Here is a 19,678-nt window from a genome sequence, read left to right as displayed (position 1 = left end):
TTATTTGAACCCGTTATTGTTGTTTGTTTGTAAACGCTTCATGAAGTGCAGATAACTCACGTTCGAGCTCACCTAACATTGCTTTCCCTTGTTCTTCTGCAATAAGACCAAGGCGAACTGCAAAATCGACCTCGCGGGATAGTCCAAACATTTGTGTGTCTAACACTTCTTCATATAATGGACATTGCGGCATTGTAAGATGGTCCATTTGCACCTTAATAAGTCTTAAAATCTTCTCTGCATCCGCTTGTAGAAGGGCTAGTGCCTTTTCCTGATGATTTGCTACTGTCTCAGACGCCAAATTGATTCCCTCCGTTTCCGTCCTACTCTCCTCTATCCTATCTATTAATATTAGCGATAGTTTTAATAAATTGCAATAGAAACATTTTTTGTGACAATAGTGTCTAATGCTATTATACTGAAAAGTGGGAGTATAACACAAATGGGGGAACAACAATGAGCGAAATTTTATTTATTAACGGAAAAGTACGTTTTCCAATCACTATTGATCCAACTGTTTGGATCTTTGATGATCGAAAAGTAGATTTGACAACTTACTTTGATGAAACTAGAGAAAACACGTCTGAACTAGAAACTTATTTAAAAAACACTTCAGAGCATTGGGATCGTGAAATTCGTGATGGTGCTGCCTTCCCGCCAATACAACAAAGTGTAAAGAAATATAAAAAAGAACAGCTGATTACTGGAACATTTGGTATACCATTTCATCCATTCCTTGCTAACGCTGAAATTTTAGAAGACGCTACGCAAGTTGAAATTGAAACGGTAGATCATACAATGACACTTCCATTAGAAACTGTCAAAAATGCTATACTAGGCTTTTCAAAAGAAGGAAAACCATTAAAAGAAGATGGGCCTGTTCATCTCTATTTCAATGATGGATCTAATCAACAAAATCCAATCCGTAACATCCGTCAATTTACAATTATTTAAAGAAAAGGAGTGAGCTTAAGCTCACTCCTTTTTACAATAAATCTGCTGCTAGTTGAGCTAAATTAGATCGCTCCCCTTTAACAAACTTCACATGACCACTAATACGCTGTTCTTTAAACTTCTCTACAACATACGTTAAGCCATTATTATATTCATCTAAATATGGGTGATCAATTTGCTGAGGATCTCCCATCAATACAATCTTACTCTTTTCCCCTACCCTAGTTAGTATCGTTTTTACTTCATGCTTTGTTAAATTTTGTGCTTCGTCAATGATAATGAACTGATCTGGAATACTTCTCCCGCGTATATAAGTAAGGGCTTCTACTTCAATCGAACCCATTCCAGCTAAAATAGCATCTAACTCTCCTGGCTTTTTTGTATTAAATAAATACTCTAGGTTATCAAAAATTGGCTGCATCCATGGTCTTAACTTTTCTTCTTTTTCTCCTGGTAAATAACCGATATCTTTTCCGACTGGAACAATTGGCCTTGCAACGAGTAATTTTTTATATAACCCTAAGTCTTCCGTTTGCATGAGTCCCGAAGCTAACGCAAGTAACGTTTTTCCTGTGCCGGCTTTCCCCGTTAACGTTACAAGCGGAATATCTTCACGAAGCAACAATTCTAACCCCATAATTTGCTGCACGTTTCGCGGTCGTATCCCCCACACTTGTTCATTGTGAAAAATAAGTTTCTTTACCTTCTTACCTAAGTGATCCACAATGCCAAGCGCAGAACTAGAGCCCCCTAATGCATCTTTCATTACTACAAATTGATTTGGGTAAAAAGGGTGATTCGCAATTTCAGATAGAGGCAATTCACCTTTCTCATAAAAATAATCCAATTGTTCTTTTGATATATATCCTTCTAAAAAGCCAGAATATATATTTTCTACTTCAATTACGCGATCACTTAAATAATCTTCAGCCTTCAAACCAATTGCATCAGCTTTTACCCTTACGAGTACATCTTTACTTACTAAAATAACAGACTTCCCGTCCTCTTTTTCCTGTTCTTCTAAAGATAGATTTTTTGCTACAGCTAAAATTCGATTATCATTTGTTTTTTCTACAAAAATATCTTGTAGTTGCACAAATGAACGATGGTTTAATTCAATACGAAATGTTCCGCCATTTTCTAGCGGGATACTTTCATGCAGCTTTCCTATTTCACGAAATTTATCTATTAACTTAGATACATAACGAGCATTTCGTCCTACTTCATCCATATAACGTTTTTTCGAATCAACCTCTTCTAATACAACTGCTGGAATCACTACTTCATTGGTTTCAAATGAAAAAATAGATAAAGGATCCTGCAAAAGTACATTCGTATCTAACACATAAATTTTATCCAACCTGTTACCCCCTGACTCCACTTTTAAATTTGTAGAACAAGGGTTTCATCCATAAAATATGGACGAACCATTGTTATAATTATATGTACCGTGTAAACGAGGTAGAATCGAAAATCATAGTCATTAAACCTTTTATTTATTCTTTATTCATTTCTGTTCAATATATTACTTTTTATTATAATTATTAACGTTAAATCACAATAACCGATTACAAAAGTGAATAAACGAATTTCTTATTTAGCACATTTATAATTCTCTTATTCCTACTAGCACTTCGTTATCCAACTTTTTCGCCGCCCGAAGATCGTATGTTTTTTCATATGTTGGTTCAATTGCAAGTTTCGCTCCATAAAACATAACATCACGTACTTCTTGCACATTAACTTCTATTACAGTTAATTTCAAAGAAATACCTTCCATTCTATCTGTCAAAATTTCACCTGCACCACTTATGGAAAATACGGATTCATTCGCCATTATAGTCAATACTACCCCTGTATTATGCCTTATATTTTCCACAATACGTGACCGTTGATCTACTGCAAATCGAATACTAGTTTTGCTCACTGCATACACCCAAGAAATAGCACTTACGTTAGGAACTTGTTTTTCAAAATCTGTCGTTGCTATCATCACAATACACTCTTTACGCAACGTTTGTACTAAACCCTCTGTTAAAGTAGGCTCTACTACATTCGCCATATTTTCACCTCCAAACATACTTGGTATATCCTTATCATAACTTATTTTTCGAATTGCGAAAATATTATTTTTTCCCACTATTATTCAAAAACATTATACTTCCATGATATACTTATACTGATAGAATTCGTATTGAGGTGACGAAATGAGAGTCAAATGTATGATTTGTGATAAAAAAGATATGTTAGATGATGAAAATCCTATGGCAAAAAAACTGCGTAATCGCCCTATTCATACATATATGTGCATGGAATGTTCGGAACGAATTGCAGAGCGTACAATGGAACGTCATGCAAGTGGTAATTTCCGATTATATCGTGATAAAAAAGTCGAAGACGATTGGTAAAATGTAAATAAGTCCTTACTCATATAGATAAGGACTTATTTATATTTTTCTGGCTCACGGTTCATCTGATCCAAGAAACAATCAATGGCTTCTAGCGGAAACCTTGCAGATTTCCTTTCCCCATTCATTTCATATGTAATTAAATACATTTCCTCGTTCTTTTTAACTTCCACATCTTTTAATTTATGTTCTTCATATATCATATTTTGAAATAACAAATATGTTTCTTTTGCAGCACTATCATCCGGACGTGCTTCCGCAACTGTTTTAATTGTTAACCAATTATATAGTACATCTTGTACTGAACGCATAAAACTTCGCCCCCTCACCCTGCTTTTTGTTGTTTCGCTTGACGTAATCGTAACCTATAAATTCCAAGTACAATTGCCGCTACAACAAGTCCCTCTCCAACAGGTAAAAAAACTGCAAAGAAAGTTAACACTGTACATCCAATCGCTAACGATATATATATCACTATATTTTTTATTATTGATAGTTTTCTTGCAAAACCTAAATTATACACAAGTGCACTTAATATAATAATGATGCCATACAGTAACCACATCCCTAATTCTGGATTTTCATCAACTTTACATAATTTCGCAAAAAAAGACATTCTTTCTAACACTATTTATCCCCCCTTCTCATAAAAAAACAAAATTTCTTTATGTACTTAATACAAGAGTAACCCGCGAAAAAAATACTGTCCACTAAAAAGAGTAAATATTCTAAAAATAAACATAAAAAAAACAGCTACCTTAATTTAAGGTAGCTGTTTTTTTTTACGCTTCTACAGATTTCTTTTTCTTAGCAGCTCTTTCACGTTCGCTCTTATCAAGAATCTTTTTACGTAAACGAATTGATTCTGGAGTTACTTCACAGAACTCGTCATCGTTTAAGTACTCTAATGACTCTTCTAGAGTCATTAAGCGTGGTTTTTTCATTGTTGAAGTTTGATCTTTCGTTGCAGAACGAATGTTAGTTTGTTGTTTCATTTTCACAACGTTAACTGTTAAGTCGTTCTCACGAGTATGTTCTCCTACAATCATACCAGCATATACTTCTGTACCTGGTTCAACGAAGATTACACCACGGTCTTCAACTTGCATAATACCGTATTGTGATGCTTTTCCTGTTTCAAGTGAAACTAGAACACCTTGGCGACGTCCACCCACTTGTCCAGCATGTACTGGTTGGTAGCAATCGAATGTATGATTTAAAATACCGTAACCACGAGTTAATGTTAGGAATTCTGTTGTGTAACCAATTAAACCACGTGCCGGAACCATGAAAGTAAGGCGAACTTGACCGTTTCCGTTATTCACCATGTCTAACATTTCACCTTTACGTGCACCCATTGATTCCATAATAGAACCAGTGTATTCTTCAGGAACATCAATTTGTACGCGCTCTACAGGTTCACATCTTACGCCATCGACATCTTTAATAATTACTTCAGGCTTAGATACTTGTAGTTCATAACCTTCACGACGCATGTTTTCAATTAAGATAGATAAATGCAGTTCCCCGCGTCCAGATACGATCCATGCATCAGGAGAATCTGTATTATCTACACGTAAACTTACATCTGTTTCTAATTGTGAACGAAGACGCTCTTCAATTTTACGAGATGTAATGAATTTACCTTCACGACCTGCAAATGGGCTGTTATTTACAAGGAATGTCATTTGTAGCGTTGGCTCATCAATACGTAATAATGGTAAAGCCTCTTCATGCTCAACCGGACATACCGTTTCACCTACGTTAATGTCTTCCATACCTGAAACAGCTACTAAATCTCCAGCTTTTGCTTCTTCAATTTCTTGACGTTTTAATCCAATGTAACCGAATAATTTCGTTACGCGGAATTGTTTTACACTTCCGTCAACTTTCATTAAAGCAACTTGTTGTCCAACCTTCATTGTACCGCGGAATACGCGTCCAACTCCAATACGTCCAACGTAGTCGTTGTAATCCAGAAGTGCTACTTGGAATTGAAGTGGCTCTTCGCTGTTATCAACTGGTGCTGGAATATGTTCGATAATTGTATCGAATAATGATTTCATATTCTCTTCTTGATTTGCTGGATTTGAATCTAAGCTTGCTGTTCCGTTCATTGCTGATGCAAATACAACTGGGAACTCTAATTGATCTTCGTTTGCACCAAGTTCGATGAATAAGTCAACTACTTCATCAACTACTTCATCAGGGCGAGCGAAGTCACGGTCAATTTTGTTTACAACAACGATTGGAGTTAAGTTTTGCTCAAGAGCTTTCTTTAAAACGAATCGTGTTTGTGGCATACAACCTTCATATGCATCAACAACAAGTAGAACACCATCAACCATTTTCATGATACGTTCTACTTCTCCACCGAAGTCAGCGTGACCTGGTGTATCTAAAATGTTAATTCTTTTATCTTCATAGTGAATCGCTGTATTCTTCGCTAAAATTGTAATACCGCGTTCTCTTTCTAGATCATTTGAATCCATTGCGCGTTCTTCAATATGTTCATTCGCACGGAATGTCCCCGCTTGACGTAATAACTGGTCAACAAGTGTTGTTTTACCATGGTCAACGTGGGCAATAATTGCTATATTACGTAAATCTTGTCGTTTTTTCAACATGTCCAACTCCTAATGTCTTTTTAATCCTTCTCTATTATAAGAGCGAAGGGGATACAATAGCAATTAAAATAAAAGCAAGAATGAAAATATAGTTGTATTCTTACTTTTGTGAAAGTAAAATGAGATTGGAGGGTGAAGAAATGGAACACATTCAATATCGCTTTTTATTAACCGCAATTATCGGTGTTATTTTCTTAATCGGTATCGGCATTATGATTGCTGAAAATAGTCCAATCGGTATTATTATTTGCATTATCGGTACATTTGTTGCAGTTGGATACGGTTTTGTAACAAAAAGAAAAATGCGCAAATCACAATAACGCTAAAAAGTAAGAAGCTTATACACAGCCTCTTACTTTTTTTGTTGCTCTCATATAAATGATAACACTTCTTCATACACTCCTGGTTTTGCAACTAACACACTGCTCTTCTCTATGATAGAAAGTGGCGCTCCAGCGAATGTCGTTACCTTACCTCCAACTTCTTCTACAATTATCTGTCCTCCGCCAAAATCCCATGGTGATAATCTGGGCGTTACATATGCATCTATTCTTCCTGTTGCAACATATACCATCTCTAACGCTGCACAGCCATATGATCTCGTGCCCCTTGCTTTCTTAACAAGTGCCATCATACTTTCCATATTAAGCAATGGATTATCTGTAAGCCATATCGCATTTAAAGCTACAATACTTTGCTCTACAGTCCCTTTTTCCAATGGAGGAATTGATATATCATTACAAAAAGCTCCAGACCCCTTGACTGCATGATATAGTTCATCATGTACTGGATCATAAATAAGTCCAATCTTTCCGATACCGTTCTCATAAATCCCAATTGAAATTGCAAAATTTCTTTTTTGATGAACAAAGTTCATCGTGCCGTCAATTGGATCAATTAACCAAACAACCCCGTCAGAAGACGTTATCTCGTCTCCATAACCCTCTTCTCCTAAAATATTATGATTCGGGAATGTTTCTTTAATTTTCCCAATTAAAAACTGTTCTATCTCTCGGTCCATATTTGTAACTAAGTCAGCTGCATTGGATTTTGTTTCTATAATAAGTGCTTTTTTCATGGATGCCATTAAATGCTCTCCTGCATCCCGAATCCACCGTTTGGCGTGTGCATCGATGTCTTTCCATACTTCTTGCATGTTTAAACACTCCGATCTATACTGTTCACAGAAAAAACGAACCCTTTATAAGGTTCGCACCAACTAATTTTTTATACATATACTATTATTACGCTTCTAAACGAATCATTTCAAGTCTTAACACTTCTAACTTTTGTACACACTCTTCTTTTTTCTGTTTATCATCTTCCATCATCGCATCATATAAAGTTGCTAATTCATAATCTAGCTCCAAACGTAGCACCGGTATTCTCTTTTCGGCATCTGTTCTCTTTAACGCATTAATCACCTGTCTCATATTATTTGCCTCCTCCCAATATTCGTCTGCCCTCGGACTAGAATTAATTCAATTTTCTGATTTTTTGTTTTATACTATACTATGTTGGATAAATCATCTATGCAACAAAATTATATTTTTTTATTTAAATTTTTTTGTGCTGTTTTTTTTATGAATAGTACAAGCTATGCTAAAATAAAAGCAAAATAGGAGTTGGAGGAACAATCATGACAATACAAACATTCAAGTCAACTGATTTTGATGTCTTTACAGTTGATGGTCTCGAAGAACGAATGAGTGCAATTAAAACGAACATTCATCCTAAGCTAGAAGCTTTAGGGGAACAATTTGCAGAATACTTATCCCAACACACTGATGAGAACTTTTTTTATCATGTTGCAAAACACGCACGCCGCAAAGTCAATCCACCAAACGATACTTGGGTTGCTTTTTCAACAAATAAACGAGGATATAAAATGCTACCGCATTTCCAAATCGGCTTATGGGGTACTCATGCCTTCATATACTTTGGTTTAATCTATGAGTGTCCACAAAAAGTTGAGACGGCTCATGCCTTCTTAGAACATTTAAATGATTTAAAAACAAATATTCCAAATGACTTCGTTTGGTCCATTGACCATACTAAACCAAGTGTGAAATTACATAAGACACTTGAAACTGAAGACTTACAAAAGATGATTGAACGACTAGCTACTGTAAAAAAAGCAGAATTATTAGTTGGTATTCATATATCACCAGAGGAGTTTTCAGCAATGACCAACGAACAATTCCTTGCTAAGATTGAATCTACGATGCAATCACTCCTTCCTTTATATGCACTTTGTAATCGATAGTAGAAAACGGACAATTTATATTGTCCGTTTTTAGTTGTTATCACATTATATCACTTCAGTTTTTATTTTTCAAAATATTTTTTACATTTTTACAAGCTTTTGTTCTTCGACTTCCTTTGCCCTTTGAATAGCACGATATATAGAGTATCCACTTACTTCTTGAAACTCTTTATCAATTTTCTTTTCTTCTGCTTTCGATGGAACAATCTCTTTAAAACGACGATATAAACCCATTAATTCTTCTCTTATAATTCCTTTTTCATAAGCTTTCTCAATCGCTTCATAAAACTTCACAATTATAACCATTTCCTCATTTGACCAATCATAATCTAACGGATATTGATATTCCATTTCGCACCTCATTTATCATTTCTTCTTGTTTCAATATAGCCACTCTGCATTATACACTATTTATTCATTTTAATGGAATTGTCTTCCTCTATTCATTAGTTGAGGCTAACTATTAAACATACTCACCTTAAAAATATTTTTTTCTATACATCTATAATTATTGGTGATATAATGCTTTTGTTTTATAGAAAATAAAGTGAAGCTACCATCTCAAAAACGATTTTTTGAATGGCAGAAAAACAAGCCTTATTCTAAAAAAGGACTTACTTTTTTAGAGCAGGATTATATAAAACAAATTATACTAAATATTACGAAGAAGAAGGGGTGTATAGATTGTCCCAATACGAAACACCATTGTTTACCGCTTTAGTTGAGCACAGTAAGCGAAATCCAATTCAATTCCATATTCCTGGTCATAAAAAAGGACAGGGCATGGATCCTACATTTCGCGAATTTATTGGGCATAATGCATTAGCAATTGATTTAATTAATATTGCGCCACTCGATGATTTACATCATCCAAAAGGTATGATTAAAGAAGCACAGGATTTAGCAGCCGCTGCATTCGGTGCAGATCATACTTTCTTTTCTATTCAAGGTACAAGTGGCGCTATTATGACAATGGTGATGAGCGTTTGCGGTCCTGGTGACAAAATCCTAGTACCACGAAACGTGCATAAATCAGTAATGTCAGCTATTATTTTCTCAGGTGCAAAACCGATTTTCATGCATCCTGAAATCGATCCGAAACTCGGTATTTCTCATGGAATCACAATTCAATCTGTCAAAAAAGCACTTGAAGAGCACTCAGATGCAAAGGGCTTACTTGTTATTAACCCAACGTACTTTGGATTTGCTGCAGACTTAGAACAGATTGTACAATTAGCACATTCTTATGACATCCCTGTACTAGTCGACGAGGCTCATGGTGTTCATATTCATTTTCACGATGAATTGCCGATGTCAGCGATGCAAGCTGGTGCAGACATGGCAGCAACAAGTGTTCACAAATTAGGAGGCTCTTTAACTCAAAGTTCTATTCTTAATGTGAAAGAAGGCTTGGTGAATGTAAAACATGTCCAATCTATTATTAGCATGCTTACAACTACATCAACTTCTTACATCTTGTTAGCATCACTTGATGTTGCGAGAAAACGTCTTGCTACAGAAGGAACAGCACTCATAGAACAAACAATACAATTAGCTGAACATGTTCGTGATGCTATAAATTCTATTGAGCATCTTTACTGTCCTGGAAAAGAAATGTTAGGTACAGATGCTACCTTTAACTATGATCCTACAAAGATAATTGTATCTGTAAAAGATTTAGGTATTACCGGCCACCAAGCTGAAGTATGGCTTAGAGAGCAATATAACATTGAAGTAGAACTCTCAGATTTATACAACATACTATGTCTTATCACTTTGGGAGACACAGAAAGTGATACAAATACACTTATTGCAGCATTACAAGATTTAGCAGCAACATTTAGAAATAGGGCAGATAAAGGTGTTCAAGTACAAGTAGAGATTCCAGAAATTCCAGTGCTAGCACTTTCTCCTCGAGATGCTTTTTATTCGGAAACAGAAGTCATTCCATTTGAAAATGCATCGGGTCGTATTATAGCTGATTTTGTTATGGTTTATCCGCCAGGGATTCCAATCTTTACTCCGGGGGAAATTATTACACAAGAAAACTTAGAGTATATTCGTAAAAACTTAGAAGCAGGTTTACCTGTACAAGGTCCTGAAGATATGACATTACAAACATTACGTGTTATTAAAGAGTACAAGCCTATCAGTTGATAGGCTTTTTTTTCACCTTTTTTCCTTTTCTTCATACGATACTAAAGAATGTAACGTATAGGTGGGGATACTATTATGATTGTAATAGGCCGTTCTATTGTACATCCTTATATTACAAATGAATATGAGCCATTTGCAGCAGAGAAACAACAAATTTTATCAATAATGGCAGGAAATCAAGAAGTTTATTCCTTCCGAACAGCTGATGAACTCAGCTTTGATCTCAATTTACGAGTTAATATTATTATCTCTGCACTAGAACTTTTTCAAAGTGGATTTCAGTTTCGCACATTTCAACAATCCTTTTGCAACCCCCAGTATTGGAAAAGAACATCCCTTGGAGGATTCGAGCTTCTTCCAAACATACCACCTTCCATTGCCATACAAGATATTTTCAAAAACGGAAAACTATATGGAACTGAATGTGCAACCGCTATGATCATTATTTTTTATAAAGCTTTATTATCATTGTATGAGGAAGAAACTTTCAATCGTCTATTTGCAAACCTTTTACTTTATACATGGGACTATGATCAAGATCTAAGGCTCATAACAAAAAACGGTGGCGATCTTGTTCCAGGTGACCTCGTTTACTTTAAAAACCCACAAGTGAATCCAGCTACGATTGAGTGGCAAGGAGAAAACACAATCTATTTAGGAAATTTCTTTTTTTACGGACATGGCGTAGGTGTAAAAACAAAAGAAGAAATTATTTATTCATTAAATGAACGACGTGTCCCTTACGCTTTTATTTCAGCTTTCTTGACCGATACTATTACCCGTATAGATAGCCGTATAATGAGCCAATACGCTTCTTCTAGTACACCACAGACATCCATAAGCTTTATTCCAATTAGAGATGATGCAATCGTTGCAACAGTTGGCCATACAACTACAATTTATTAAAAAAGCGCCTACACATGTAGGCGCTTTTTCTTATTATTAAGCTTTTGTATGTTCTTTATGGTCACATTCGCAATGAGATCCACATTTCCCGTATAGTACTGTTGATTTTTCATCTTCAAAATGTCCAATTGTTCCTTCACATACTTGGCATACGATTGTTCCCATTTTCATTTCCCCCTGAGTTTTAATAGTAATCTATTTATTTATCATTAAGCTTTCGCATTATCTTTTCTAGCACAGTCACAATTTGTTCCACATTTTCCGTAAAGTACTGTCGTTTTCTCATCTTCAAAATGTCCGATTGTTCCTTCACATACTTGGCATACGATTGTTCCCATTTTTCATTTCCCCCTAAGTTTATGGTCCTAAAAACTTTTAGCTGTCCATTTCCTATCAATTATTGGGCTTTTGTATGCTCTGTGTGATCACATCCGCAAGATCCACATTTCCCGTAAAGTACCGTTACTTTCTCATCTTCGAAGTGTGCAATTGTACCTTCACAATCTTGACATACGATTGTTCCCATTTTTCATTTCCCCCTAAGTTTATAATCCCAAAAACTTTTTTGTAACCGCTTAACTTTCTGTCTTTATTTTAATATGTTATACTTTTTACGTCAATAGGTTTTTAGTATAACACATTAAATATTTTAAATTTTAATTAGTATGCGATATTCAAATAAAAAACAGCCATATTTATAAGTACGACTGTTTCACATTAATTATTCTTCATATTCCGCATGTAAAGAAGTTGAAGGAACTAGAAATTTGAAAAACTGAGCTAACTCCTTCGCTTCCTCTTCTGATCCTAATTTAAAAATCTCCTGTATATATTGAACATTCTCTACATCATCTCGTCCGAGTAAAGTAGACCTTCCTGTTTGCATACAAACAATGAGCGGTTTTCCAAAAAACATATTTGTATAAATAACACCAAAATCATAACGTGTATCATGTGTCATAAATCCTAAAAATCGTACCTTCACACTTTCATGCTCATCATACAATTTTTCAAACATTGGTTTCCACCTTTCTACATCACGTTTCATTACTAGTATATTAAACAAAACATGTAATACTCCTTTTAATTGTCAAAAAATTCAGTAGGATGTAGAATGATAGTATTCTACTAAGTTAGGGGGAACTTATATGCAACACGCCTTTATTACGCTTGTACCTAAATCCAATCAACAATCTGTTTCAATAGATGATATAAAACAACTTTTTCATTATTATAAAACAGTTACTTCTAAAACTGGTGCCCAAATTAATTTCACATATACAAATACCGCTTTTCCTTATGAAATTTTAGATACATCTACAACAACATTAAAACTTCAATCCAATCACGATCGGTATGACTCAATTTATATTGGTGTTGGTATAGAAAATGAACAATCTTTCATCCAAGTTTCTTTACCACCTAATGCAACATATGGTGACAAAGGGAAAGCAAATGAATTTTGCCGTTTTTTAGCGAAGAAATTAGAAGGAGAGTTACAATTATTTAATGGAAGAACAATGTATTTTTATAAACGTTAATTTAAAAAATAAATAATACGATTAAAAATAGTATACAATTCGAACATGTAAGAAATAACGCTTGCTTTCTTACGTGTAATACAAAATATGCTATTACATAGGCTAAATACAGGAACACGAAAAAAAGAATAACTTTATAATGAAACTTATCACCATTCGATAATGTTAATACAGTGGAAAAGCCACTCCATAGTAGTAAATGATAAAATATAACATGTAATATTTTCATGGAACCTTCTCCTTTGACATGCTCTATTTTATTAATATATGGGGTTAAGTTTGAATCAATTACATATTATAGGATGATATATATTACCTTTGAAGTAAGTTACGCCTAAATCATTTGTTAAAGTATTATATATTCATTCGACAAGTACGTTTAAAGACCTTGCAAGTCATTTGATGAAAATAAAAATAGCCCCTCTCTTATAATAAGAGAGGGGCTATTTACATTACTTAAATTATTTTACAATGTGAATTGGCATTCCAAGAGCAACTTCAGCTGCTTCCATTGTGATTTCACCTAATGTTGGGTGAGCATGGATTGTTTGAGCGATATCTTCAGCTGTCATTCCAGCTTCGATAGCTAAACCAATTTCAGAGATAATATCAGAAGCACCTGCACCTGCAACTTGAGCACCTACAAGAAGACCATCTTCTTTACGTGTTACAAGTTGTAGGAAACCGTCAGTGCTGTTTAATGATAATGCACGACCGTTAGCAGCGAATGGGAACTTAGATACAGTTACAGTCATTCCAGCTTCTTCAGCTTGTTTTTTAGTGTAACCAACAGATGCTAATTCTGGATCAGTGAAGCACACTGCAGGAATTCCGATGTAATCGATAGCTGATGCATGGCCACTAATTGCTTCTACAGCTACTTTACCTTCGTAAGAAGCTTTGTGAGCTAATGGTGGTCCAGGAACGATATCACCGATTGCATAGATGTTTGGTACATTTGTACGACATTGCTCATCGATTTCGATGATGCCGCGGTCAGTCATTTTAACTCCAACTTGCTCAAGACCGATTTCTTGAGTGTTTGGACGACGACCTACAGTTACTAATACGTAATCTGCTTCTACAGTTTGGATTTCACCTTTAACTTCAAAGCTAACTTTTACGCCAGTTTCTGTTTCTTCAACGCCTTTAGCCATAGCTTTTGTATGGATATTTACGTTACCTTTTTTCTGTAGAGCACGTTTAACAACAGAGCTCATAGCTTTTTCGAAACCAGCTAAGATTTCGTCGCCAGCTTCTACTACAGTAACTTCTGTACCGAAGTTAGCATATGCAGTACCTAATTCCATACCGATGTAACCGCCGCCGATTACAACAAGTTTTTTAGGAATTTCAGGTAAGCTTAAAGCACCTGTAGAGTTGATAACACGTTTAGAGTATTTGAATCCTGGAATTTCGATTGGTGTAGAACCAGTTGCAAGAACAGCATTTTTAAACGTATAAGTTTGAGCTGCATCTTCAGTCATAACGCGTAATGTATTAGCATCTACGAAGTAAGCTTCACCGCGAATGATTTCAACTTTGTTACCTTTAAGAAGGCCTTCAACACCGCCAGTTAATTTCTTAACTACGCCGTTTTTCCATTCTTGAACTTTTGTAAAGTCAACTTTTACGTTCTCTGCAGTGATACCCATGTCATCAGAATGCATTGCATTCTCATAACGATGACCTGCATTGATTAACGCTTTTGAAGGAATACATCCAACGTTTAAGCATACGCCACCAAGGTTAGCTTTTTCAATGATTGCTACCTTTTGACCTAATTGTGCTGCACGAATTGCCGCAACGTATCCACCAGGACCTGCACCAACAACGACTGTATCTAATTCAATTGGGAAATCTCCTACTACCATTGTTATTACGCCTCCATTACTAATAATTGTGGGTCATTCAATAGACGTTTAATTTGGTTTAACGCTTTTTGAGCAGTTGCGCCGTCAATTAAACGATGGTCAAAGCTTAGAGATAATGCTAATACTGGAGCTGCTACGATCTCACCATTTTTCACAACTGGTTTTTCAGCGATACGGCCGATACCAAGGATTGCTACTTCTGGGTGATTGATAACTGGAGTGAACCATTGTCCACCTGCAGAACCAATGTTTGTAATTGTGCAAGAAGCACCTTTCATTTCAGTTGGAGCTAGACGACCTTCACGTGCTTTACCAGCAAGATCATTGATCTCGTTAGAAATAGTGAAGATAGACTTGCGATCTGTATCTTTAACAACTGGTACTAATAGACCTTTGTCTGTATCAGCTGCGATACCGATGTTGAAGTAATGCTTATGAACTACTTCTTGAGATGCATCGTCTAAAGAAGTGTTTAACATTGGGTATTCACGTAATGCAGATGTTAAAGCTTTAACAACGTATGGAAGGTAAGTTAATTTAATACCTTTGTCAGCTGCTACTGCTTTGAACTTCTTACGGTGAGCAACAAGCTCAGTTACATCAACTTCATCCATTAATGTTACGTGAGGAGCTGTATGCTTAGAGTTAACCATTGCTTTCGCAATCGCTTTACGGATACCACTCATTTTCTCACGAGTTTCTGGATATTCACCAGCTGGAATTGGTTGTGCTTTTGGTGCTTCTTCTTTCGCTGCTGCTGGAGTAGCTTCTACTGCTGCTGGAGCCTCAGTTGCTGCTACAGTTTGTCCACCATTTGCAAATGCATCGATGTCAGCTTTTACGATACGGCCATTCTTACCAGTACCAGCTACTTTATGAATGTCTACACCTTTTTCACGAGCGTATTTACGAACAGATGGCATAGCGATTACGCGCTCATTTACTACTTCTGCAGTTGCTGCTGGAGTAGCTTCCGCTGCTGGAGCTTCTACTGCTGCTTCTTCAGCTTTTGGAGCTTCATCATGATCGTCACCTTTAAATTTAAGGTTTTCGTATCCAGGAGCATCAAATTTAATTAATGTATCTCCTACGATTGCAACTGTTCCTTCTTCTACAAGTACTTCAAGTACTTTACCTTTAACAGGAGAAGGGATTTCTACTACTGCTTTATCATTTTGTACTTCAAGAAGTACATCGTCTTCATTTACTTCATCGCCTGGTTTAATAAACCATTTTACGATTTCACCTTCGTGGATACCTTCACCGATATCTGGTAGTTTAAATTCAAATGCCACGGAATTCAGCCCCCTGATTCATTTCATTATTATGGAATATGTACAAAAGAAACCAGCATGTGCTGATTTCTTTTGCACATGAAAAACTAAAAATTAGAAGTTCATTACTTTGTTTACAGCTTCAACAATATCCTTGTGGTTTGGTAACCATACGCTCTCTGCTTGAGAGAATGGGAATACTGTATCAGCAGCTGCAACACGTACAACTGGAGCTTCTAAGTTTAAGATTGCACGGTCGTTAATTTCCGCTACAACGTTAGCTGCAATACCAGCTTGTTTTTGAGCTTCTTGAACTACAACTACGCGACCTGTTTTTTCAACAGAAGCGATGATTGTTTCGATATCTAATGGTTGAACTGTACGTAAGTCAACAACCTCTAAAGAGATACCTTCTTTTTCAAGTTCTTCAGCAGCTTTTAATGCAGCGTGAACCATAGCACCGTAAGCGATAACAGATACATCTGTACCTTCACGTTTGATATCAGCTTTACCTAAATCAATTGTGTATTCGCCTTCTGGTACATCTTGACGGAATGAACGGTACAATTTCATATGCTCTAAGTAGATAACTGGATCGTTGTCACGAATCGCAGAGATTAAAAGACCTTTAGCATCGTATGGAGTAGATGGAATAACAACTTTTAGACCAGGTTGTTGAGCCACTAATCCTTCTAAGCTATCAGCATGTAGTTCAGGAGTATGAACACCACCACCGAATGGAGAACGAACTGTTACTGGAGCAGTCCAACGTCCACCAGAACGGTAACGCATACGAGCCAATTGACCAGAAATTGAATCCATTACTTCAAAAACGAAACCGAAGAATTGGATTTCTGGAACTGGACGGAATCCTTCAAGTGCAAGACCAACTGCAAGTCCACCAATACCAGACTCTGCAAGTGGAGTATCCATTACACGATCTTCACCAAATTCAGCTTGTAAACCTTCAGTAGCACGGAATACACCGCCGTTTACACCAACGTCTTCACCAAATACAAGTACGTTAGGATCATTTTTCATTTCAACGCGTAAAGCATCAGTGATTGCTTGAATCATTGTCATTTGAGCCATGGCTTACTTCGACTCCTTTTCTTTGTAGATTTCATATTGTTCAGCTAAGTTGTAAGGCATTTTTTCGTACATGATTTCCATTAAATCAGTTACTTTTTGTTTTGGAGCTTGGTCAGCCTTAGCAATTGCTTGTTTGATATCTTCTTTTGCTTCTTCGATTACTGTCTCTTCAACTTCTTGAGACCATAGGCCTTTAGCTTCTAAGAACTTACGGAAGCGTACGATTGGGTCTTTTTGTTCCCATTCGTTTTCGATATCTTTTGTACGGTAACGAGTTGGGTCATCACCAGCCATTGTATGTGGACCGTAACGGAATGTTAAAGTCTCGATTAAAGTAGGACCTTCGCCATTTACTGCGCGCTCACGAGCGAAAGCAGTTGCTGCGTATACAGCTAATGGATCCATACCGTCTACTTGAATTCCGTAAATACCTGCTGCTACTGCTTTTTGTGCTACAGTTTTAGCTGCAGATTGCTTTTCTACTGGAGTAGAAATTGCATAACGGTTGTTTTGAACAACGAAGATTGCTGGAGCTTTGAATGCACCTGCAAAGTTCATACCTTCGTAGAAGTCACCTTGTGAAGCACCACCGTCACCAGTGTAAGTAATTGCAACAGATTTTTTACCACGTAGTTTCATACCTAACGCAACACCAGCAGTTTGGATGATTTGCGCACCGATAATGATTTGTGGAGCTAATGCATTTACATTCTCAGGCATTTGGTTACCCATGAAGTGTCCACGAGAGAATAAGAATGCTTGGTATAATGGTAATCCGTGCCATACTAATTGTGGTACATCACGGTATCCTGGTAAGATGAAGTCTTCTGCTTCAAGTGCGAAATGACTCGCTAATTGAGAAGCTTCTTGTCCAGCTGTAGGTGCGTAGAAACCTAAACGTCCTTGACGGTTTAAAGAAATAGAACGTTGATCTAATACGCGAGTATACACCATACGACGCATTAATTCTTTTAATTGATCATCCGATAATTCAGGCATAGCTGCTTCATTCACAACTTCACCGTTTTCATTTAAAATTTGTAATGTTTCAAATTGAGCTGCGATAGCTTTCATTTGCTCATCAACATTAAATAGGGTCTTTTTTGTTTTAGTACCCATTCCGTTCACCTCTTCCTCTCTTGAACCATATTCTGAAACGCTTTCACTGGCTATTTTCCAGTTTAAAAAGCGCAACGATGTAAACCAACATGTTTGTCTGTCGGTTGAGAATAATTTTGTGTACCTAACAATCTGTACTAATGTTTTTTCAGAAACATATTAATACAATCTTGATCACGTTTTTTAGTTTACAACTATTCTAATTACGATGTCAATTACTTTGAATACGTTTTTTTATAAATAATATGCAGGTTTCTACTACACAAACGTGTTTTTATTTTTTACATCTGTATTAGTAAGCATTGACCTACTGTTATATTATTCCCTTTTTCACTTATTTTTTCTCTTAGAATAATATGTAAACGATTTAATTCTCTTTAGTTTTTCTCTCTTCGTAACAAAAATATACAAACTACTCTTCCTTTTTTAGGTAAATACCTATACATTCCTCCCCTCTCTTCCATACATTATAGTAACCGCAGTATTAGCGGGAAATGATAAAGGAGGTCATCTCATGTACGGATACTCATATTGCTATCCAACTTGTTCATATCCTTCCTACGGTTATGGCGGTTCTTGTGGCGGGTCTGGACGCGGCTTCGCCTTAATCGTTGTGTTGTTTATTCTTTTAATTATCGTTGGTGCTGCTTGCATTCGCTAATGTAAAACGAAACAACTATGGAAAGAAAAAGACGGCTTTGCCGTCTTTTTTTGTTTATCACATACATAACTACTCTATAATAGAACGATTTCCAAAATGCCTTCCCTTTCTTGCCGATGACTTTTTCCATCTCCTTTGGTAGACTAAAGAGGAAAGGAGAGATTACATATGCTTACAATGAAAGATGTTATTCGCGAAGGAGATCCTATTTTGCGCAACGTTGCAGAAGAGGTGTCATTACCGGCAAGCGAAGAAGATACAACTACCTTAAAAGAAATGATTGAATTTGTAATAAATAGCCAAGATCCTGAAATGGCTGAAAAATATAGTTTACGCCCTGGAATCGGATTAGCGGCTCCGCAAATCGGTGTTTCAAAAAAAATGATTGCAGTTCATGTAACCGATGCGGACGGTACATTATATAGCCATGCATTATTCAATCCAAAAATCATTAGCCATTCTGTTGAACGTACATATTTACAGGGTGGTGAAGGCTGTCTATCTGTAGACCGCGAAGTACCTGGTTATGTTCCTCGTTATACAAGAATTACAGTAAAAGCAACTTCTATTAACGGAGAAGAAGTAAAATTACGTTTAAAAGGTTTACCAGCAATCGTATTCCAACACGAGATTGACCATTTAAATGGCGTTATGTTCTATGACCATATCAATAAAGAAAATCCTTTTGCCGCTCCTGATGATTCCAAACCTCTAGAGCGATAATGATAAAGTGAAACTTTAATCAGCGGGGGGTGTTCATCCCCAATGATTATTAGTTGAACCAATCGGGCTTTTACGG

General features: G+C 36.2%; 27 protein-coding genes. 9 read left to right on the top strand and 18 right to left on the bottom strand.

Features of this window, described 5'->3' with window-relative positions; genetic code table 11:
* Window positions 1-13: 13 nt before the first annotated feature.
* Entirely contained in the window at window positions 14-301 is a 288-nt protein-coding gene (locus tag RT27_RS25295) for a YlaN family protein (protein ID WP_000135694.1), read from the bottom strand.
* Between the two features lie 155 nt (window positions 302-456).
* Here RT27_RS25295 and RT27_RS25290 point away from each other — a divergent pair, with 155 nt between their 5' ends.
* Window positions 457-954: a hypothetical protein gene (locus RT27_RS25290; protein ID WP_043937979.1), complete on the top strand. Its 498-nt coding sequence runs from the start codon at window positions 457-459 to the stop codon at window positions 952-954.
* A gap of 31 nt (window positions 955-985) precedes the next feature.
* Here the strand turns inward: RT27_RS25290 and RT27_RS25285 are convergent, their stop codons facing one another.
* Window positions 986-2,314, bottom strand: a complete 1,329-nt coding sequence (locus tag RT27_RS25285; RefSeq protein ID WP_000358083.1) for a PhoH family protein — start codon at window positions 2,312-2,314, stop codon at window positions 986-988.
* Between the two features lie 246 nt (window positions 2,315-2,560).
* On the bottom strand, window positions 2,561-3,016 hold the full coding sequence (locus tag RT27_RS25280; RefSeq protein ID WP_000024600.1) for a pyridoxamine 5'-phosphate oxidase family protein: 456 nt from the start codon (window positions 3,014-3,016) through the stop codon (window positions 2,561-2,563).
* Between the two features lie 145 nt (window positions 3,017-3,161).
* Here RT27_RS25280 and RT27_RS25275 point away from each other — a divergent pair, with 145 nt between their 5' ends.
* A complete protein-coding gene (locus RT27_RS25275; protein WP_001995040.1) occupies window positions 3,162-3,362 on the top strand; it encodes a YlaI family protein in 201 nt (66 codons plus the stop codon).
* A 35-nt stretch (window positions 3,363-3,397) separates the two neighbouring features.
* Here RT27_RS25275 and RT27_RS25270 read toward each other — a convergent pair whose 3' ends face one another.
* The 3 genes from RT27_RS25270 to typA form a co-directional block, all read right to left on the bottom strand.
* Window positions 3,398-3,673, bottom strand: a complete 276-nt coding sequence (locus RT27_RS25270; protein WP_043937977.1) for a hypothetical protein — start codon at window positions 3,671-3,673, stop codon at window positions 3,398-3,400.
* A gap of 14 nt (window positions 3,674-3,687) precedes the next feature.
* Complete coding sequence (locus RT27_RS25265) at window positions 3,688-3,990, bottom strand: YlaH-like family protein (RefSeq protein WP_016080452.1); 303 nt, start codon at window positions 3,988-3,990, stop codon at window positions 3,688-3,690.
* A gap of 154 nt (window positions 3,991-4,144) precedes the next feature.
* Window positions 4,145-5,989: a translational GTPase TypA gene (gene typA / locus RT27_RS25260; protein ID WP_016080451.1), complete on the bottom strand. Its 1,845-nt coding sequence runs from the start codon at window positions 5,987-5,989 to the stop codon at window positions 4,145-4,147.
* A gap of 140 nt (window positions 5,990-6,129) precedes the next feature.
* On the opposite strand from typA, the gene RT27_RS25255 reads away from it, so the two are divergent.
* Entirely contained in the window at window positions 6,130-6,309 is a 180-nt protein-coding gene (locus tag RT27_RS25255; RefSeq protein WP_000400123.1) for a DUF5325 family protein, read from the top strand.
* Between the two features lie 50 nt (window positions 6,310-6,359).
* Here the strand turns inward: RT27_RS25255 and RT27_RS25250 are convergent, their stop codons facing one another.
* Window positions 6,360-7,145, bottom strand: coding sequence for an inositol monophosphatase family protein (locus RT27_RS25250; RefSeq protein ID WP_016080450.1), 786 nt, complete (start codon window positions 7,143-7,145; stop codon window positions 6,360-6,362).
* Window positions 7,146-7,233: 88 nt separating this feature from the next.
* Window positions 7,234-7,422, bottom strand: coding sequence for a hypothetical protein (locus RT27_RS25245; protein WP_001250164.1), 189 nt, complete (start codon window positions 7,420-7,422; stop codon window positions 7,234-7,236).
* A 206-nt stretch (window positions 7,423-7,628) separates the two neighbouring features.
* Between RT27_RS25245 and RT27_RS25240 the strand changes: the two genes are divergently transcribed.
* Window positions 7,629-8,255 (top strand): DUF1054 domain-containing protein, encoded by a 627-nt coding sequence (locus tag RT27_RS25240; RefSeq protein WP_000155318.1) that lies wholly within the window; start codon window positions 7,629-7,631, stop codon window positions 8,253-8,255.
* 81 nt (window positions 8,256-8,336) lie between these two features.
* On the opposite strand, the gene RT27_RS25235 is transcribed toward RT27_RS25240, so the two are convergent.
* Window positions 8,337-8,606, bottom strand: coding sequence for a UPF0223 family protein (locus RT27_RS25235; protein ID WP_000456546.1), 270 nt, complete (start codon window positions 8,604-8,606; stop codon window positions 8,337-8,339).
* 333 nt (window positions 8,607-8,939) lie between these two features.
* Between RT27_RS25235 and speA the strand changes: the two genes are divergently transcribed.
* Window positions 8,940-10,412 (top strand): arginine decarboxylase, encoded by a 1,473-nt coding sequence (speA, locus tag RT27_RS25230; RefSeq protein ID WP_016080448.1) that lies wholly within the window; start codon window positions 8,940-8,942, stop codon window positions 10,410-10,412.
* A 75-nt stretch (window positions 10,413-10,487) separates the two neighbouring features.
* A complete protein-coding gene (locus RT27_RS25225) occupies window positions 10,488-11,318 on the top strand; it encodes a protein-glutamine gamma-glutamyltransferase (RefSeq protein WP_000635337.1) in 831 nt (276 codons plus the stop codon).
* 36 nt (window positions 11,319-11,354) lie between these two features.
* Here the strand turns inward: RT27_RS25225 and RT27_RS25220 are convergent, their stop codons facing one another.
* From RT27_RS25220 to RT27_RS25205, 4 genes are all read right to left on the bottom strand, one after another.
* Complete coding sequence (locus tag RT27_RS25220) at window positions 11,355-11,483, bottom strand: GapA-binding peptide SR1P (RefSeq protein WP_000536796.1); 129 nt, start codon at window positions 11,481-11,483, stop codon at window positions 11,355-11,357.
* 44 nt (window positions 11,484-11,527) lie between these two features.
* Complete coding sequence (locus RT27_RS25215; RefSeq protein WP_000536803.1) at window positions 11,528-11,656, bottom strand: GapA-binding peptide SR1P; 129 nt, start codon at window positions 11,654-11,656, stop codon at window positions 11,528-11,530.
* A 59-nt stretch (window positions 11,657-11,715) separates the two neighbouring features.
* Window positions 11,716-11,844: a GapA-binding peptide SR1P gene (locus RT27_RS25210; protein ID WP_000536778.1), complete on the bottom strand. Its 129-nt coding sequence runs from the start codon at window positions 11,842-11,844 to the stop codon at window positions 11,716-11,718.
* A gap of 195 nt (window positions 11,845-12,039) precedes the next feature.
* The gene (locus RT27_RS25205) at window positions 12,040-12,336 is read right to left on the bottom strand and encodes a DUF3055 domain-containing protein (RefSeq protein ID WP_000462038.1); all 297 of its coding nucleotides are present in this window, start codon (window positions 12,334-12,336) and stop codon (window positions 12,040-12,042) included.
* Between the two features lie 130 nt (window positions 12,337-12,466).
* Here RT27_RS25205 and RT27_RS25200 point away from each other — a divergent pair, with 130 nt between their 5' ends.
* Window positions 12,467-12,859, top strand: coding sequence for a DUF1885 family protein (locus tag RT27_RS25200; protein ID WP_029443150.1), 393 nt, complete (start codon window positions 12,467-12,469; stop codon window positions 12,857-12,859).
* A 1-nt stretch (window position 12,860) separates the two neighbouring features.
* On the opposite strand, the gene RT27_RS25195 is transcribed toward RT27_RS25200, so the two are convergent.
* The 5 genes from RT27_RS25195 to pdhA all read right to left on the bottom strand — a co-directional run bounded on the left by RT27_RS25195 (window position 12,861) and on the right by pdhA (window position 18,218).
* A complete protein-coding gene (locus RT27_RS25195; protein ID WP_000697470.1) occupies window positions 12,861-13,088 on the bottom strand; it encodes a hypothetical protein in 228 nt (75 codons plus the stop codon).
* Window positions 13,089-13,320: 232 nt separating this feature from the next.
* Window positions 13,321-14,733: a dihydrolipoyl dehydrogenase gene (gene lpdA / locus RT27_RS25190; RefSeq protein WP_000260104.1), complete on the bottom strand. Its 1,413-nt coding sequence runs from the start codon at window positions 14,731-14,733 to the stop codon at window positions 13,321-13,323.
* Window positions 14,734-14,738: 5 nt separating this feature from the next.
* Window positions 14,739-16,028 (bottom strand): pyruvate dehydrogenase complex dihydrolipoyllysine-residue acetyltransferase, encoded by a 1,290-nt coding sequence (gene pdhC, locus RT27_RS25185; protein WP_000863420.1) that lies wholly within the window; start codon window positions 16,026-16,028, stop codon window positions 14,739-14,741.
* A gap of 93 nt (window positions 16,029-16,121) precedes the next feature.
* Window positions 16,122-17,099 carry a pyruvate dehydrogenase complex E1 component subunit beta gene (pdhB, locus tag RT27_RS25180; protein WP_000068163.1) on the bottom strand — a complete coding sequence of 326 codons (978 nt, stop codon included), beginning with the start codon at window positions 17,097-17,099 and terminating at the stop codon, window positions 16,122-16,124.
* 3 nt (window positions 17,100-17,102) lie between these two features.
* Window positions 17,103-18,218, bottom strand: a complete 1,116-nt coding sequence (gene pdhA, locus RT27_RS25175) for a pyruvate dehydrogenase E1 component subunit alpha (RefSeq protein ID WP_000536895.1) — start codon at window positions 18,216-18,218, stop codon at window positions 17,103-17,105.
* Between the two features lie 514 nt (window positions 18,219-18,732).
* On the opposite strand from pdhA, the gene RT27_RS25170 reads away from it, so the two are divergent.
* On the top strand, window positions 18,733-18,879 hold the full coding sequence (locus tag RT27_RS25170; RefSeq protein WP_000274562.1) for a YjcZ family sporulation protein: 147 nt from the start codon (window positions 18,733-18,735) through the stop codon (window positions 18,877-18,879).
* A 168-nt stretch (window positions 18,880-19,047) separates the two neighbouring features.
* Window positions 19,048-19,602, top strand: a complete 555-nt coding sequence (gene def / locus RT27_RS25165; RefSeq protein ID WP_000957048.1) for a peptide deformylase — start codon at window positions 19,048-19,050, stop codon at window positions 19,600-19,602.
* Window positions 19,603-19,678 lie beyond the last annotated feature (76 nt).

This window comes from Bacillus sp. L_1B0_5 (assembly GCF_000836715.1).
Taxonomy (GTDB): domain Bacteria; phylum Bacillota; class Bacilli; order Bacillales; family Bacillaceae_G; genus Bacillus_A; species Bacillus_A thuringiensis_S.
This window is presented reverse-complemented; position numbering and strand designations above follow the sequence as displayed.

Excerpts from the sequence above, each read along its gene's own strand:
- RT27_RS25290 (WP_043937979.1), top strand. The coding sequence starts at position 457 with ATGAGCGAAATTTTATTTATTAACGGAAAAGTACGTTTTCCAATCACT.
- RT27_RS25280 (WP_000024600.1), bottom strand. The coding sequence starts at position 3,016 with ATGGCGAATGTAGTAGAGCCTACTTTAACAGAGGGTTTAGTACAAACG.
- RT27_RS25275 (WP_001995040.1), top strand. The coding sequence starts at position 3,162 with ATGAGAGTCAAATGTATGATTTGTGATAAAAAAGATATGTTAGATGAT.
- RT27_RS25270 (WP_043937977.1), bottom strand. The coding sequence starts at position 3,673 with ATGCGTTCAGTACAAGATGTACTATATAATTGGTTAACAATTAAAACA.
- typA (WP_016080451.1), bottom strand. The coding sequence starts at position 5,989 with ATGTTGAAAAAACGACAAGATTTACGTAATATAGCAATTATTGCCCAC.
- RT27_RS25255 (WP_000400123.1), top strand. The coding sequence starts at position 6,130 with ATGGAACACATTCAATATCGCTTTTTATTAACCGCAATTATCGGTGTT.
- RT27_RS25250 (WP_016080450.1), bottom strand. The coding sequence starts at position 7,145 with ATGCAAGAAGTATGGAAAGACATCGATGCACACGCCAAACGGTGGATT.
- RT27_RS25245 (WP_001250164.1), bottom strand. The coding sequence starts at position 7,422 with ATGAGACAGGTGATTAATGCGTTAAAGAGAACAGATGCCGAAAAGAGA.
- RT27_RS25240 (WP_000155318.1), top strand. The coding sequence starts at position 7,629 with ATGACAATACAAACATTCAAGTCAACTGATTTTGATGTCTTTACAGTT.
- RT27_RS25235 (WP_000456546.1), bottom strand. The coding sequence starts at position 8,606 with ATGGAATATCAATATCCGTTAGATTATGATTGGTCAAATGAGGAAATG.
- RT27_RS25225 (WP_000635337.1), top strand. The coding sequence starts at position 10,488 with ATGATTGTAATAGGCCGTTCTATTGTACATCCTTATATTACAAATGAA.
- RT27_RS25220 (WP_000536796.1), bottom strand. The coding sequence starts at position 11,483 with ATGGGAACAATCGTATGCCAAGTATGTGAAGGAACAATTGGACATTTT.
- RT27_RS25215 (WP_000536803.1), bottom strand. The coding sequence starts at position 11,656 with ATGGGAACAATCGTATGCCAAGTATGTGAAGGAACAATCGGACATTTT.
- RT27_RS25210 (WP_000536778.1), bottom strand. The coding sequence starts at position 11,844 with ATGGGAACAATCGTATGTCAAGATTGTGAAGGTACAATTGCACACTTC.
- RT27_RS25205 (WP_000462038.1), bottom strand. The coding sequence starts at position 12,336 with ATGTTTGAAAAATTGTATGATGAGCATGAAAGTGTGAAGGTACGATTT.
- RT27_RS25200 (WP_029443150.1), top strand. The coding sequence starts at position 12,467 with ATGCAACACGCCTTTATTACGCTTGTACCTAAATCCAATCAACAATCT.
- RT27_RS25195 (WP_000697470.1), bottom strand. The coding sequence starts at position 13,088 with ATGAAAATATTACATGTTATATTTTATCATTTACTACTATGGAGTGGC.
- lpdA (WP_000260104.1), bottom strand. The coding sequence starts at position 14,733 with ATGGTAGTAGGAGATTTCCCAATTGAATTAGATACAGTCGTTGTTGGT.
- pdhB (WP_000068163.1), bottom strand. The coding sequence starts at position 17,099 with ATGGCTCAAATGACAATGATTCAAGCAATCACTGATGCTTTACGCGTT.
- pdhA (WP_000536895.1), bottom strand. The coding sequence starts at position 18,218 with ATGGGTACTAAAACAAAAAAGACCCTATTTAATGTTGATGAGCAAATG.
- RT27_RS25170 (WP_000274562.1), top strand. The coding sequence starts at position 18,733 with ATGTACGGATACTCATATTGCTATCCAACTTGTTCATATCCTTCCTAC.
- def (WP_000957048.1), top strand. The coding sequence starts at position 19,048 with ATGCTTACAATGAAAGATGTTATTCGCGAAGGAGATCCTATTTTGCGC.